At 41.7% G+C, this 16,124-nt stretch carries 13 protein-coding genes; all 13 read right to left on the reverse strand.

The window, feature by feature from the left end:
- Positions 1-76: 76 nt before the first annotated feature.
- On the reverse strand, positions 77-1,591 hold the full coding sequence (locus E0E36_RS13640) for an alpha-isopropylmalate synthase regulatory domain-containing protein (protein ID WP_130856410.1): 1,515 nt from the start codon (positions 1,589-1,591) through the stop codon (positions 77-79).
- 140 nt (positions 1,592-1,731) lie between these two features.
- Positions 1,732-2,328 (reverse strand): 3-isopropylmalate dehydratase small subunit, encoded by a 597-nt coding sequence (gene leuD, locus E0E36_RS13645; RefSeq protein ID WP_013665557.1) that lies wholly within the window; start codon positions 2,326-2,328, stop codon positions 1,732-1,734.
- Positions 2,329-2,333: 5 nt separating this feature from the next.
- The gene (leuC, locus tag E0E36_RS13650; protein ID WP_130856411.1) at positions 2,334-3,728 is read right to left on the reverse strand and encodes a 3-isopropylmalate dehydratase large subunit; all 1,395 of its coding nucleotides are present in this window, start codon (positions 3,726-3,728) and stop codon (positions 2,334-2,336) included.
- A 105-nt stretch (positions 3,729-3,833) separates the two neighbouring features.
- The gene (locus tag E0E36_RS13655; protein ID WP_130856412.1) at positions 3,834-5,345 is read right to left on the reverse strand and encodes a 2-isopropylmalate synthase; all 1,512 of its coding nucleotides are present in this window, start codon (positions 5,343-5,345) and stop codon (positions 3,834-3,836) included.
- A gap of 75 nt (positions 5,346-5,420) precedes the next feature.
- Positions 5,421-6,884 carry an ATP-binding cassette domain-containing protein gene (locus tag E0E36_RS13660; RefSeq protein WP_130856413.1) on the reverse strand — a complete coding sequence of 488 codons (1,464 nt, stop codon included), beginning with the start codon at positions 6,882-6,884 and terminating at the stop codon, positions 5,421-5,423.
- A 173-nt stretch (positions 6,885-7,057) separates the two neighbouring features.
- Positions 7,058-8,539: a ketol-acid reductoisomerase gene (ilvC, locus tag E0E36_RS13665; RefSeq protein ID WP_013665561.1), complete on the reverse strand. Its 1,482-nt coding sequence runs from the start codon at positions 8,537-8,539 to the stop codon at positions 7,058-7,060.
- 54 nt (positions 8,540-8,593) lie between these two features.
- Entirely contained in the window at positions 8,594-9,085 is a 492-nt protein-coding gene (locus tag E0E36_RS13670; protein ID WP_130856414.1) for a DinB family protein, read from the reverse strand.
- A gap of 2 nt (positions 9,086-9,087) precedes the next feature.
- Complete coding sequence (ilvN, locus tag E0E36_RS13675) at positions 9,088-9,678, reverse strand: acetolactate synthase small subunit (RefSeq protein ID WP_013665563.1); 591 nt, start codon at positions 9,676-9,678, stop codon at positions 9,088-9,090.
- A gap of 37 nt (positions 9,679-9,715) precedes the next feature.
- Positions 9,716-10,081, reverse strand: a complete 366-nt coding sequence (locus tag E0E36_RS13680; protein ID WP_130856415.1) for a four helix bundle protein — start codon at positions 10,079-10,081, stop codon at positions 9,716-9,718.
- 66 nt (positions 10,082-10,147) lie between these two features.
- Entirely contained in the window at positions 10,148-11,899 is a 1,752-nt protein-coding gene (gene ilvB, locus E0E36_RS13685; protein WP_130856416.1) for a biosynthetic-type acetolactate synthase large subunit, read from the reverse strand.
- A gap of 96 nt (positions 11,900-11,995) precedes the next feature.
- A complete protein-coding gene (gene ilvD / locus E0E36_RS13690) occupies positions 11,996-13,690 on the reverse strand; it encodes a dihydroxy-acid dehydratase (RefSeq protein WP_013665566.1) in 1,695 nt (564 codons plus the stop codon).
- A 392-nt stretch (positions 13,691-14,082) separates the two neighbouring features.
- Positions 14,083-14,337 (reverse strand): ATP synthase F1 subunit epsilon, encoded by a 255-nt coding sequence (gene atpC / locus E0E36_RS13695; RefSeq protein ID WP_041387300.1) that lies wholly within the window; start codon positions 14,335-14,337, stop codon positions 14,083-14,085.
- Between the two features lie 53 nt (positions 14,338-14,390).
- Positions 14,391-15,896: a F0F1 ATP synthase subunit beta gene (gene atpD / locus E0E36_RS13700; protein WP_013665568.1), complete on the reverse strand. Its 1,506-nt coding sequence runs from the start codon at positions 15,894-15,896 to the stop codon at positions 14,391-14,393.
- Positions 15,897-16,124 lie beyond the last annotated feature (228 nt).

Consider the following 16,124-nt stretch of genomic DNA (forward strand, 5'->3'; position numbering starts at 1 on the left):
TGGCTCTTGTCTTACTACTTATCTGCTTGCCGTCAGGCAGGCGTCTTATGTCTTGATACTTATATCTAAGCACACCCTAAATAATATTCAACATTTTTTGTGTCGCCTTGATGGCACAGACGGTTTGATCCGAGTCGAGGCCTCGAGTTACAAAGGTTCGACTGCCGGTTTCCCAGGTGATAATGGTCTCACATAGCGCATCTGAGCTACTGCCTGGTGCGATACGAACGGTATAGTCTACTAGCTTTGGTAAACGCAGGTTCTTTTTTGCGTATACTTTAGCCAAGGCCTTCATAAATGCGTCGAATTGTCCATCACCCTGCGCATGCTCTTCCATTGTTTTACCATCAATGCAGACAGCGATAGTAGCCGATGGACGTAATCCTTTTGCATGCGTCAAAACATATGATTCCACCTTCACTTTTTCTTCATATAGATTGCTGTCTAGTACATCAGAAATAATATAGGGTAAATCTTCTTTAGTGACGGTTTCTTTTCTATCACCTAACTCAATAACTCGTTGTGTGACTTTTTTCAGGTCTTCCTGATTAAGCTTTAATCCGAGTTCTTGCAAGTTTTTTTCGATGTTAGCTTTACCGGAAGTTTTGCCGAGCGCATATTTGCGTTTTCTGCCAAAACGTTCGGGCAGTAGGTCGTTAAAATAAAGATTATTTTTATTATCACCATCGGCGTGGATACCTGCAGTCTGCGTAAATACGTTTTCGCCGACGATTGGCTTATTTGCAGGAATTCTGATGCCTGAAAAGGTTTCAACTAGTTTGCTGACTTTATAAATCGCAGATTCTTTAACGGAAACCGTTACATCCGGAAGAAAATCGTTCATTACTGCTACGACACTGGCCATAGGTGCATTACCGGCTCTTTCACCCATGCCATTTACTGTTAAGTGTAAGCCATTCACCCCCGCTTTCACTGCTTCCAGTACATTGGCCGTCCCTAAGTCGTAATCATTGTGCGCATGGAAGTCGATATGTTGGTCCGGATACTTATGCCGTAGCTCTGCGATATACTGAAAGGTCTCACTCGGTGTCAATACGCCAAGCGTGTCAGGCAATAGTATCCTTTTTATAGGCTGTTTGGAGAGAAAATTTAAATATTGATATACATATTCAGGTGAATTTTTCATCCCATTGCTCCAGTCTTCCAAGTACACATTAGTGTCAATGCCCTTTTTACTTGCTAATGCGATAATATCAGCGATTTCGGCAAAATGTTGTTCAGGTGTCTTTTTGAGCTGATGAGTGAGATGATTTAAAGACCCTTTGGTAAGTAAGTTTTGCACCTTTGCACCTGCCTTCAACATCCAATCAATAGAAATACCATTGTCTACAAAAGTCAATATTTCAATAGCTTGGAGATATCCGTTTTCCTTAGCCCAACTAGTTATTGTTTTTACCGCTTCGAACTCTCCTTCAGAAACACGCGCCGATGCAATTTCAACTCGGTCTACCAGCAATTCTTCCAATAATAATTGTGTAATTGTTAATTTCTCTGAAATAGAAAAAGACACACCCGAGGTTTGTTCACCATCACGCAAAGTGGTGTCCATTATTTCTATTTTTCTTTTCATTCGTAAGGTAAGTAAAAATTAAAAATTAAAAAGCCTGCAATTCAGTCGCACGAACCCAGCTCACAACCAATATCGTTAAGTTGTTAAATAGTTAAGTAGTGGTGTCAAATGAGCCTGCTCACAATTCACAACTGATCCCTCTAAAAAGGCAGTGTCGAAGCAAAGTCCTGAATCTCTCCTTTTATATTCTGGAGGTAATCAATATCATCAAAACCATTTGATAAGTTGTCCTTTTTATAGGGACTAATATCAAATTTCTCCTTTTCGCCAGTTGGCAAAAGGGTAATGGTTTGTTCCGGAAGATTCACTTCCAATTCAGTTTTCGGATCGGCAAAAACAGCACTGAAGATCTTTTCTAGAAATTCAGGACTTACCTGTACGGGTAGCACGCCGATGTTAAGACAGTTGTTCTTGAAGATATCCGCAAAGAAGCTAGATACCACACAGCGGAAACCATAGTCGTAAACAGCCCAGGCAGCATGTTCGCGCGAAGAACCGGAACCAAAGTTTTTTCCGCCCACCAAAATCTTACCACCGTAAATAGGATTGTTTAAAACGAAATCACTTTTGGGAGTATTATCCGAATTATATCGCCAATCACGAAATAAATTGTCGCCAAAGCCTTCTCGCTTAGTTGCTTTAAGAAAACGTGCAGGAATAATTTGATCGGTATCCACATTCTCGATAGGAAGTGGAACCGCTGTACTTGTCAATATATTAAATTTATCGTAAGCCATAGAGATTAAATTAAAGTTCTTGGATCGGTAACAACACCGGTAACAGCAGCAGCTGCTGCTACAAGCGGACTTGCGAGCATGGTACGTGCACCCGGACCTTGGCGCCCTTCAAAGTTTCTATTCGAAGTACTTACCGCATATTTACCGGCCGGCACCTTGTCATCATTCATTGCTAAACACGCCGAACAGCCAGGTTGGCGCAACGTGAATCCAGCTTCTGTCAGGATATCCAATAGTCCTTCTTTTTTAATCTGTTCTTCCACGATATGCGAACCAGGCACAAGCCATACGGTAACATCCTCTGCCTTTTTCTTTCCTTTAACTAAAGAGGTAAAAGCCCTGAAATCTTCGATACGTCCATTTGTACAACTACCGACGAAAACATAATCTACTTTTTTACCAATCATGGATTCTCCTTCATGGAAGCCCATATAACCTAAGGACTTTTCATAAGTGGCCACACCGCCCTCTACTTCAGACGCATCCGGAATATGATTGGAAATACCGATTCCCATACCGGGGTTTGTTCCATACGTGATCATCGGTTCGATGCTGCCGCCGTCGAAGGTAAACTCTTTATCGAATACCGCATCACTGTCTGTTTTCAAGGTTTTCCAATAGGCCATGGCCTTATCCCATGCTTCACCTTTTGGCGTAAACTCCCGATCTTTAATGTAAGTGAACGTAGTTTCATCCGGGGCAATCATGCCGCCTCTTGCGCCCATTTCAATACTTAAATTACATACGGTCATACGGCCTTCCATGCTCATCTTTTCGAAAACTTCACCCGCATATTCAACGAAATACCCGGTAGCACCCGAGGTAGTTAATTTGGATATGATAAATAAGGCAACATCTTTAGGCGTAACACCTTTACTAAGAGAACCCGTTACGTTAATGCGCATCTTTTTGGGTTTCGGCTGCATGATACACTGTGAGGCCAATACCATTTCTACTTCTGAGGTACCGATGCCGAATGCAATGGCTCCGAAGGCTCCGTGTGTAGACGTATGCGAATCACCACATACAATGGTCGCACCAGGTTGTGTAATTCCGTTTTCCGGTCCGATCACATGTACAATACCATTTTTTTGGTGGCCAAGCCCCCAGTGTCTAATACCGTAAGCATTGGCATTTTCTTCCAATGCCTTTAACTGATTGGCTGAAAGCGGATCAGCCACAGGAAGGTGTTGGTTAATAGTTGGCGTGTTATGGTCGGCGGTAGCAAATGTACGCTCCGGATATAATACGCTAATACCACGGGTTTTAAGCCCTAAGAAGGCCACCGGACTGGTAACCTCATGGATTAAATGACGGTCGATAAATAACACGTCAGGACCGCCCTCAATCTTTCGTACTACATGCGAGTCCCACACTTTATCAAATAACGTCTTGCTCATTTTTATTTAGTTAGATTTTAATTTTTCTTGCTATTTAGTACTGCTCAGTTTATCGCTTTCTCGTCTCTGTTTCGTCTCACTCCGATGATAATGGAAAAAGCTAATTTACACAAACTTATTTAATGCATCCAGATAAGCATTAGCCGATGCTCTTACGATATCGGTACTGAATCCATATCCCATATAGGATTGATTATCATGGATAACACGCATATCTACTTTACTTACATCGTCACTTCCTCCATGAATAGAGTGTATATTAAATTCCTTGATTTCATTATGGCTTCCAATAATGCTTTCGATGGCTTTAATGGTAGCACTCACCGGGCCGTTACCAGATGCCGTTGCTTCCCGTTCGGTACCTTTGTAGTTCAGTTTAATGATCGCTTGCGGATCGCTTTGATCACCGGTTATAACTTGCAGAGAACTGATAGTAACGCCGTTTTTAAAATTGGTTTCTGCCTCATCACCCATTAAGCGCAACAAATCATCATCCTTAATCTCCTTCTTTTCGTCGGCAAGTGCGAGAAAACGCTGATAGGTCTGATCCAAATCGATGCGATCAATAGTATACCCGAGGCGTTCTAAATGGTGTTTAAGTGCATGCCGTCCGCTACGAGCAGTAAGGATAATCTCTGACTGATCTATACCAACATCCTCCGGATTGATAATTTCGTAATTTTCGCGGTGCTTAAGTACTCCGTCTTGGTGAATGCCGGAGCTGTGTGCAAAGGCGTTACGTCCTACAATAGCTTTGTTAGCTTGCACAGGCATACGCATCATGCGGCTTACCATCGTGCTAAGCGGATATAATTGTTTGGTGTTAATGTTGGTCTGGAACCCGAGTGTTTGATAGTGTGTTTTGAGTGCCATGACCACTTCCTCTAAAGAGGTGTTACCTGCACGCTCACCGATGCCGTTTATTGTGCATTCGACTTGCCGAGCACCATTTTGAATTCCCGAAAGACTATTAGCGGTAGCAAGGCCCAAGTCGTTATGACAATGGACGGAGATAATCGCCTGATCGATATTCTTAACATTTTCTTTTAGGAAACGAATTTTAGCACCGTATTGCTCAGGTAAGCAATAGCCGTTGGTATCAGGAATATTGACAACCGTTGCACCGGCAGCGATCACTGCCTCGATCATTTGAGCTAAATATACATTGTCCGCTCTTCCGGCGTCTTCCGCATAAAACTCAACATCCTCTACAAATTGTTTGGCATATTTCACCGCTTCCGCAGCGCGCTCAAGAATCGCTTCACGGGTACTGTTGAATTTATATTTAATATGCATGTCAGATGACCCGATACCGGTGTGGATACGGGGCCGTTTCGCATATTTTAAAGCCTCTGCTGCGCAATCAATATCGCCTTTATTTGCGCGGGTTAAAGCGCAGATGATCGGTTTGCGTACAACCTTTGATAATTCAACTACACTTTGGAAATCACCCGGACTGGAAATCGGAAAACCTGCTTCAATAATATCCACTCCCAAAGCCTGAAGTGCTTCACCGATAATGATTTTTTCGGGCGTGGTCAATTGTGAACCAGGGACTTGTTCTCCGTCACGAAGCGTGGTGTCGAATATGTATAAGTGATTAGGATTATGTAACATACTGGGTCTTTTTTATTTCTACTATATATTTAGGATAGCTGTATATGGTTGACAATAACGGTCTGTTCCATCTTTCTAAGCATATGCGGCTATCTTTTGTATTGTTTTTATTTCACCTTTCTCTAGCACAATTTTGTTTTCCAGACAGCTCGGTAGTTGTGTCTCGTAATGACCAACGTAAATCAATGTTTTTCCAAAGCTACAAAGTTCGTTCACAACTGCATTGAAATGTTCGGTCTGCGCGTAATCCAGGCCTTGGCAGGGCTCATCTAATATCAATAGCGACGGATTTTTGATGACGGTTCTAGCCAATAAAACAAGTCGCTGTTTACCTAAAGGCAAGGTTGTTAACAGGCGGTCCTTACAGGTTGTTAACTCAAAGAAGTCTAATAGCTGGGTAACCCGCTGTTGTTGTTCATAGTTTAGCTGTCGAAATAAACCAATACTATCGTACAGACCAGAGGCGATCGCTTGCCACACTTTCGCAGTTTTATCAAAGTACCAATGTAATTCAGGCGAAACAATACCTAAGTGAGCTTTAATATCCCAAATACTTTCTCCACTTCCTCGCTTGTTGCCAAAAAGATGGATCTCATTTGCATACGCTTGTGGATGATCGCCATTTATAAGACTGAGCAAGGTCGATTTACCTGAGCCGTTATGCCCTTGCAGAAGCCACTTTTCGCCTTTACGTACTGTCCAACTGATATTCTTTAATACTTCTTTTTCGCCGTATCGAACATGGATGTTTTCCATATGGACGAAAATATCGGCCGATTCCCTCGGCTCTTCTTGAAGGAAATGCGGTAAAGGCTTTTGTTCGCGAGCCACATCTTTGGATAAATTTTGAATAGAAGATAGGTGTTTTAACTTTCCATTTTCAATTTCCGCAAATCGGTTGATGCAGTTTGGTATGTTTTCATCGTTTGTGATAAGAATCAACTGTACACCTGCTTCAGCCAACTCTTCCAAAAAGTGATTTAGCTTTTTGCGCGACGCTTTATCTAATCCGGTATACGGTTCATCAATAATTAACAGTTGCGGTTTAAGCCAGAGTGCTTTTATCAATTGTAATTTTTTATGCTCTCCACTGGACAGTTCGATGAGCTGCGTATTTTTGAAATCGATAAAATCGAAAAGATCTAAGTATTTCTCAACTTCTTCAAACGCTAGGCTTTCCTCTTTGGCATAATGCATTAATTCAGCATATACCGTCAAGGTATCATTGCGCTGTTGTTTATTATAACGCTGCTGATAGTAGAAATTGCGATCGCCTTCCAGGTTGGTAAACTGATACCAGTTAGATACATACAGTACTCGGGCGGGAAGGGCGGAAGATTTATTGAAAAAGAATTGCATATCGCCACTTGTTTTTTCAAGTCCAGCGAGCGCTTTTCCCAATGAACTTTTTCCCGAACCACTTTTTCCACCAATAAGCCAATGCTCTCCCTGGAGGATTTGCCAATTGAGCTGATCCAATATAACATCATGTGCATATTGAAGACTTAAATGGGTAATATGGACGAAGGGATTAATCATAGCCGAATGGGCTGGAATGCCTTTTTAATATGGTGTCGTTGTTTTAATACAAACTTATACAAATTGTTTTTTTATACTATCAAGCCTTTTTTGCAAAAAGTGCCAACCAGGCCTGTTTATGTACATTAGAAATTGTCCGGGCCGGTTAACTCCAAAACCGGCCCGGATGTTTTTTACACTGTTTTAATAGCCTTCATGGCAGTCATTGCTTTCCGTAATACTGCACCTACTTTTTCTACCGGATGGTTGCGGATAGCCTCATTAACAGCAATTAGTTCTTGGTTATCAACCGCTCCATCTTTGCCATCATTATAGTTTTTGCCGATGATGTCTGTATCAACGGTTTTCATAAAATCAGCCAACAATGGTTTACAAGCATGATCAAATAAATAACAACCATATTCAGCAGTATCGGAAATGACGCGGTTCATTTCGAATAGCTTTTTGCGGGCAATGGTGTTGGCAATAAGCGGTGTTTCATGCAATGATTCGTAATAAGCAGATTCCGGTTTAATACCCGCTTCCACCATGGTTTCGAACGCTAATTCAACGCCTGCTCTAATATAAGAAACCATAAATACGGCATGGTCAAAATACTCTTGTTCTCCAATTTTTACATCCCCTGCAGGCGTCTTTTCGAAGGCTGTTTCACCTGTAGCGGCGCGCCAAGCCAATAAGTTTTTGTCGCCGTTCGCCCAGTCTTCCATCATGGTGCGGCTGAATTCGCCACTCATGATATCATCTTGGTGTTTTTGAAACAATGGACGCATAATGTTCTTAAGTTCTTCAGAAACCTCAAATGCTTTGATTTTAGCTACATTGCTTAACCTATCCATCATAGCCGTGATACCACCCTGTTTTAATGCTTCTGTGATTACTTCGACACCGTACTGCACTAGTTTTGAGGCGTAACCGGGTTCAATCCCTTTTTCTACCATCTTGTCGAACGATAAGATCGAACCGGTTTGTAAAAGCCCGCATAAGATGGTCTGCTCACCCATCAAATCTGATTTAACTTCCGCTACGAATGACGAACGCAACACGCCGGCTTTATGACCACCGGTACCTACACAGTATGCTTTAGCTTCAGCTAAGCCCTTACCTTGAGGATCGTTCTCCGGATGCACGGCAATGAGCGTAGGCACACCAAAACCACGTAAGTACTCAGCTCTAACTTCTGAGCCTGGACATTTCGGAGCGACCATGATTACCGTAATATCTTTGCGGATCTGCTTTCCTTCTTCAACAATATTGAAGCCGTGTGAATAGGATAGGGTAGCACCTTCCTTCATTAAAGGCATAATAGCATCAATAACGGAAGAGTGTTGTTTATCGGGCGTTAGGTTACTGACGAGATCAGCTGTAGGGATAAGTTCCTCATAAGTACCCACCGTAAAGTTATTATCGGTTGCGTTTTTCCATGAATCTCTCTTTTGTTCGATTGCTTCCTTACGAAGCGCATATGAAACATCAAGTCCACTATCTCTTAAATTAAGCCCTTGATTTAGGCCTTGAGCACCGCAGCCCACAATAACGATTTTTTTACCTTTTAATGCGCTCACGCCATCCGTAAATTCACGGATGTCCATAAATTCGGCAACGCCTAATTGGTTCAATTTCTCTCTGAGTGGTAGGGTGTTAAAATAATTTGCCATTGTTTTATCTAATGTTTGACGATTACTGTTTTGATTTTATAACGTTTTTAGCTGTTAGGCATTAGCCGATAGCTTTTGTTTTTCTCCTATTATCGCTCTTTTTATAGCTGTAGCAAAGCCTAGATGTAATGCATCATGGTTTTGAAAGTAATTGATCGCGTCTTCTATACCTTTTAGTTCGAGACCGAAATGTAGTTTAGTGGGATTAAAATTATGGAAAATGCTTGCTTCTAAATCCCCCAGCAACTCATCGATAAGTGTGTAAGCCTGTTCCTTCAAGTAGTCAATTTCATCCTGATCAATAAATTTTTCAGGTTTTGAACCTTTTTGATACTTAAGCATATACTGTTCATCTAGCTTTATGGGTAAGCCGGATAGTGTATAGCAAAGTTTTTGCTGACTCACTACAATGTGCCCGAAGTTCCAAGCAATATTGTTATTAAATCCCGAAGGGATGGTATTAAGTTCCCCGATGGTCATATTGTCCATCAACTCAATAAAATTCCTTCTTACCTGGAGGGCTATGTCGATACTGCTTATTGCCATAACTACATCGTAAAGACTTTATCCTGCTTATCAAGGTATTCGTTCTCAACAATTTCTTCTGCTGGTTCTGCCAGTTCAAATTGCTTTAATTTCTTGTGGAATCCTTCGCTATCTTTAATGATGGCAATGCGCGCGCTCCGAACAAATTCAATTAAATTGTATTCGGCTAAGGCTTCGGTTAACTTATCGATTTCCTCGCGATGTCCCGCAGTTTCAAATACGGTGTAGTCGTTTCGGATCACTACAGCATGTGCACCATATTCACGTAATAAGCGTTCAATAGGCGCTTTTTCAGTTACCACACTGGTGGGAACCTTATATAAGGCCTGCTCTTGCCATATGACCTCGTCATTGGTATTATAATAGGCTTTGAGCACTTCAACCTGTTTTTCAATTTGTCTACATAATTTTCGCACTACTTCCTCCGATTCGGTGATTACTATCGTAAAGCGATGGATGCCATGTACTTCTGAAGGTGAAGTGTTTAAGCTCTCAATGTTTATTTTACGACGAGAAAATATGATAGCAATTCTGCTGATCATACCAATGCTATTCTCTGTGTAAACCGTGATGGTATATTCTTGTTTTTCCATTTTTTTAATTCAAAAGGTAAAATTCAAAAGTTAAAAACTATGCAGCTTTGTTTTTTAAGATAATGGTTGCAAGGATCTTTGCTATCTCTTCAACTTCCAACATCAACGAATCTGCTTTATTTTTATCTATGTTTAATGTTTCTCTAATTAGTTTGAGCCAATAGATTGTTTCATTGGCTGACTTTAATGCGATAATGTGAAACTTTAAAAAGTCGTTTTTCGATGAGCCCGATTTACCCTCGGCTATGTTAGCTCCGACTGATGTAGCACTACGAACCAACTGGTCAAAGATTGAAGAAAAAGTCCTGTCAAAATTTGTGTCTTTTACAAACAAAATAATCGGTTTCGAAAAGAGAAATGTCCTTTCCTTTATATCATATATTTTGTTGACTCCAAAAGACATTTTTTCACTTTTACCACCCCCTAAGGGGACCTTTTTATTTTTGAATTTTTACTTTTTATTTTTGACTTACTTCAACCTTATTTCACTTACACTACTTCCTTGCGGTACCATAGGGAATACGTTATTCTCTTTCCCTACCATTACTTCCAATAGATAAGAGCCGTCATGGTTCAACATTTCTTGTAATGCCTCCCTTAAGTTAGCTCGTTGATCTATGCGTTTTCCGGGAATGTAATATCCTTTAGCCACTGCTACGTAATCGGGGCTTGTTATGTTTACAAATGAATAACGTTTGTCATGGAACAACTGCTGCCATTGGCGAACCATACCCAGGAACTGGTTATTCAGAATCAAAATTTTAACCTTCGCACCAAATTGCATGATGGTACCCAGTTCCTGAATAGTCATCTGAATACCGCCGTCACCGATGATTGCTACCACATTGCGCTCGGGAGCTCCATACCAAGCACCTATAGCTGCGGGCAGTCCAAATCCCATTGTGCCTAAACCTCCGGAAGTAACATTGCTTTTCGACTGTTTAAAACGGGCATAACGGCAAGCCACCATTTGATGCTGACCCACGTCGGTTACGATAACCGCATCATCATTGGCTAATTCATTGAGCACATTGATTACTTCTCCCATCGTCATTTCACCTTCACCCGGATTCAATTCAGCATGAATGACCTCTTTTACTTCTTCCTGCTCAAGCTCACGGAATTTCTGTACCCATTCACTGTGCTGGTTGGCTTGAACTAATGCTGTAAGTAAAGGCAAGGTCTCTTTACAATCGCCCCAAACGGGTACCGTTGTTTTGACATTTTTGTCTATTTCCGCCGGATCGATATCCAGATGAATCACTTTAGCTTGTTTCGCATATTTATCAAGTCGCCCCGTAACCCGGTCGTCAAAACGCATACCGATGGCTATGAGGACATCACATTCGTTTGTTAAGACATTGGGTGCGTAATTGCCGTGCATACCCAACATACCGACATTTAAGGGGTGATCAGTTGGCAGTGCGCTCAGTCCCATAATTGTCCATGCAGCAGGAATGCCTGTTTTTTCGATAAACGCCTTAAATTCATTTTCGGCTTTCCCTAAAATGACGCCTTGACCAAAAAGCACAAAAGGCTTTTTTGCTTGATTAATCAGCTCTGCGGCCGCTGCAATATATTCTTTTCGAACGATTGGAGCCGGGCGATAGCTTCTTATATGGTTGCAAGAGGTATAGCCTTCATAGTCGAACAATTGCAGTTGTGCGTTCTTTGTTATATCAATTAATACAGGGCCTGGCCGGCCTGTTCTTGCTATATAAAACGCCTTTGCTAAAGCCGCTGGAATTTCGCACGCATCCGTTACTTGGTAATTCCATTTTGTAACGGGTGTTGTAATATTAATAACATCGGTTTCCTGAAAAGCATCGGTGCCCAAAAGATGTGCGAATACTTGACCTGTAACACATACAATAGGGTTGCTATCAATCATGGCATCCGCCAGGCCGGTAACTAGGTTTGTTGCGCCCGGACCACTGGTAGCAAAGACAACACCGGTTTTTCCCGAAGTACGGGCATAGCCTTGCGCCGCATGTATACCACCTTGTTCATGGCGCACCAATATATGTTTCAATCGGTCATTATAGTCATACAATGCGTCATAAATAGGCATAATCGCACCCCCTGGGTAACCGAATATGGTGTCCACTCCTTCAGCAATAAATGCCTCCAATACGGCTTGAGAGCCTGAAATTTTTGTTGTTTTTGCCTTTTCCTCCTGTGCTTGCTGAGGCGTGTCTTTTGTTATTTCGAGCGTATTCATGTCCTTTTTGTTGTTTGTTACTCGTTATTAGTTATTAGTCATCAGCTTTCAGTCATCGGTTGTCAGCCGTCTATATACGTGTGCAGACTTCCCGATTTATTCATCGGTAACACAACCTTCTGCCGCACTTGAAACGGTTCTTGCATATTTATATAAAACCCCTTTGCTTACTTTTAAGCTAGGTTGTTTCCAATTTCGTCTTCTTTCCGCTATAATCTCATCGGCTACCTTTAGGGTGATGGTATTATTGACGGCATCGATTTCAATGATGTCATTATCTTCCACCAATCCGATCAGTCCGCCATCATAGGCTTCAGGTGTAATATGACCAACTACGAAACCATGCGTACCACCGCTAAAACGACCGTCGGTAATCAAGGCAACGCTTTTCCCTAAACCGGCACCAATGATGGCAGAGGTAGGCTTTAACATTTCAGGCATTCCGGGAGCTCCTTTAGGGCCTTCATTTTTGATAACCACTACATCGCCTGCTTTTACGGTACCATTGGCCAAACCGGCTATTAGATTTTTTTCACCGTCAAACACTCTTGCCGGTCCTTCAAAGCGCTCACCCTCTTTGCCGGAGATTTTGGCTACACTTCCCTTTTCTGCCAAGTTGCCATACAAAATCTGTAAATGGCCGGTAGGTTTGATCGGATTATCGATAGTTTGTACAATCGCCTGTTCCTTTAAATTGATCGGTTCCACATTTTCCAGGTTTTCAGCTAAGGTTTTACCGGTAACCGTTAAGCAGTCGCCATGGAGCAGGCCTTCGTTTAAAAGGTATTTCATAACAGCCGGGATACCGCCATGTTGATGAAGATCTTGCATAAGATATTTGCCGCTTGGTTTAAAATCTGCCAATACCGGTGTTGTATCGCTCATGCGTTGAAAATCATCTTGTGTAATTTCAACACCTACGCTTTTTCCCATTGCGATAAAATGCAATACAGCATTGGTGCTTCCCCCAAGGATAATAATGATGCGCAAGGCATTTTCAAAAGCCTTGCGGGTCATGATGTCGGATGGTTTAATATCTCGCTCCAATAAGATGCGGATGTATTTCCCCGCTTCCAGGCACTCTTTTCTTTTTTCTTCACTTACAGCAGGATTAGAAGAGGAGTAGGGGAGGCTCATTCCCAAAGCCTCAATGGCAGAGGCCATCGTATTTGCGGTATACATTCCCCCACAGGCGCCCGCACCGGGACAGGTATGTTTGATGACTCCTATAAAATCTTCCTCACTAATGGTTCCTGCTATCTTCTTTCCCAGTGCTTCGAAAGCCGATACGATGTTTAAATCCTCTCCCTTATAATGTCCAGGGGCAATCGTTCCGCCGTATACCATGATCGATGGACGGTTAAGTCTTCCCATGGCCATAATAGATCCCGGCATATTTTTATCGCAGCCTGGGATAGTAATGAGGCCATCGTAATATTGTCCTCCGCAGATCGCTTCGATACTATCGGCAATAATATCGCGGCTTACCAGCGAATAGCGCATCCCATCAGTTCCGTTGCTCATACCATCACTTACACCGATTGTATTAAATACTAAACCTACCAAGTCGTGATCCCACACGCCCTTTTTGACCACTTGTGCCAAATCGTTCAAATGCATGTTACAAGTGTTACCGTCGTAGCCCATACTTGCAATGCCGACTTGTGCTTTATTCATGTCTTCGTCCGTAAGGCCAATGCCATAGAGCATGGCTTGGGCAGCAGGTTGTGTTTTGTCCTGTGTAAACACTTTGCTGTACTTGTTTAGTTCAGTTTTTTGTTCAGTTAGCATGTCGCACTTAATATATTATTTTTCTTTATTTGATCTGCAAAATAGTATAGACCAACGGGCCTTGTTTTACTATAGGTTTTATTACTATATATTGTTTTCCCAAAATAGTAGCTTATAATTACAAAGGCAATAGCTAGTGGAGATTTATTAAATTTGATATTTTGTTTTATGAATATTGTTTCGTTCCAAATTTTATTCTGTCAATTATAGCTGCCTAACTATATAAATGGTCAATAAATAGACTAAAACCTAATTTGGTATACGGTACATATTTATGTATGCATAATAATTTCTCACCATTTTCTTCCTAAAATTGCTAAATGGGGAAAAAAACTTGTAAAAAAGAAAGCCCGGTAATCATTGACTACCGGGCTTTCTTTTTTGCTTTTTTTCTAGTTTTCTTCAGTTACAACACCTTCAGCAAGCACGGTAATTTTATTGTCGAGTACTTCAACCACCCCGCCTTTAATAATAATGACTTCGATATCCTTATTGTTGCGGATAATGACTTTCCCATCCTCTAACGTAGATATAATGGGGGCGTGATCTTTCAAAATTTCGAAAGAGCCTGCACTTCCCGGTACGGTTACAGAATGGGCCTGTCCGCTGAATATTGATTGGTCTGGTGTAATAATGTTAAGTTCCATATATACTAGATCATGCGTACTGAACCGGATGTTCAACACGCGATACTATCATTTTATGCGTTTGCTTCTTCTAACAGTCTCTTACCTTTTGCAATGGCATCTTCAATGCTGCCTACCAAGTTAAATGCAGCTTCCGGATATTCATCAACCTCACCATCCATAATCATATTGAAACCTTTTATAGTATCTTTAATATCCACTAACACGCCTTTTAAACCTGTAAATTGTTCAGCAACGTGAAAAGGCTGTGACAAGAAACGCTGCACGCGACGAGCACGGGCTACTACCAACTTGTCTTCCTCTGATAACTCGTCCATACCCAAGATGGCGATGATATCTTGCAATTCTTTATAGCGTTGCAAAGTTTCCTTAACGCGTTGAGCAGTGTTATAGTGTTCATCTCCTAAGATGGTAGGATTCAAGATACGAGAAGTTGAATCCAGTGGGTCTACTGCAGGATAGATCCCTAACTCGGCTATTTTACGCGACAAAACAGTGGTAGCATCCAAGTGGGCAAAGGTAGTTGCCGGAGCTGGATCCGTCAAGTCATCCGCCGGTACATATACCGCTTGTACAGAGGTAATCGAACCACGTTTTGTTGAAGTAATACGTTCTTGCATTAAACCCATTTCGGTTGCCAATGTTGGTTGGTAACCCACGGCAGAAGGCATCCGTCCTAATAGTGCCGATACTTCTGACCCTGCTTGTGTAAAACGGAAGATGTTATCAATAAAGAACAGAATGTCTTTTCCCGCTCCTTCACCGTCACCATCACGGAAATATTCGGCAATGGTAAGTCCTGAAAGCGCAACCCGCGCACGTGCACCGGGAGGCTCGTTCATCTGGCCAAAAACGAAAGTAGCCTTTGATTCTTTTAAAGCGTCGGTATCGACCTGCTCTAGATTCCAGTCGCCCTTTTCCATGCTATGAAGGAACTCGTCGCCATACTTGATAATTCCCGATTCGATCATCTCACGTAATAAGTCGTTTCCTTCACGGGTACGCTCACCTACGCCGGCAAATACCGATAATCCGGAATAAGCTTTCGCAATGTTATTGATTAACTCTTGGATAAGTACCGTTTTACCTACACCTGCACCTCCAAACAAACCGATTTTACCGCCTTTAGCATAAGGCTCTAATAAATCGATTACTTTGATACCGGTATAAAGCACCTCGGTTTCGGTAGAAAGATCCTCGAATTTTGGCGGTAAATTGTGAATAGGACGTCCGTTTGATTTATCGAGTTCTTTAATACCGTCAATGGCATCTCCAACTACGTTAAATACACGGCCCTTAATGTCATCGCCTATTGGCATCTTTATAGGAGCTCCTGTATCTTTTACAGGCATACCCCGTACAAGGCCGTCGGTAGAATCCATGGCGATCGTACGTACGCGTTCTTCTCCTAAATGTTGCTGAACCTCTAAAACAATACGTTGTCCGTTTGCTTTTTCGATTTCCAATGCGTCGAAAATTTTCGGTAATTTAGCACCGCCTGCAAAGCTGACGTCTACTACTGGTCCGATTATTTGCGCTATTTTTCCGGTGTTGGACATATAAGAAACTATGTTTTTTTAAATAATGTACAGATTTATTGCCATTTAAGGGCTTTATTTCGGACTGCAAAAATACGCTTTCTAGTGGAATATCAAATACTTAAATGAAAAGATTTTTTGTTCTTAAAAATGACTCTTTTGATCATGTGCCTTTTCATAAGCACCGGATGCGTTTTTTGAGGGGCTGGCAATCTAATCCACTGTTTATAAATAAGTTCTTTATGTTGC

This window comes from Olivibacter jilunii (assembly GCF_900607235.1).
Lineage (GTDB): Bacteria > Bacteroidota > Bacteroidia > Sphingobacteriales > Sphingobacteriaceae > Olivibacter > Olivibacter oleidegradans.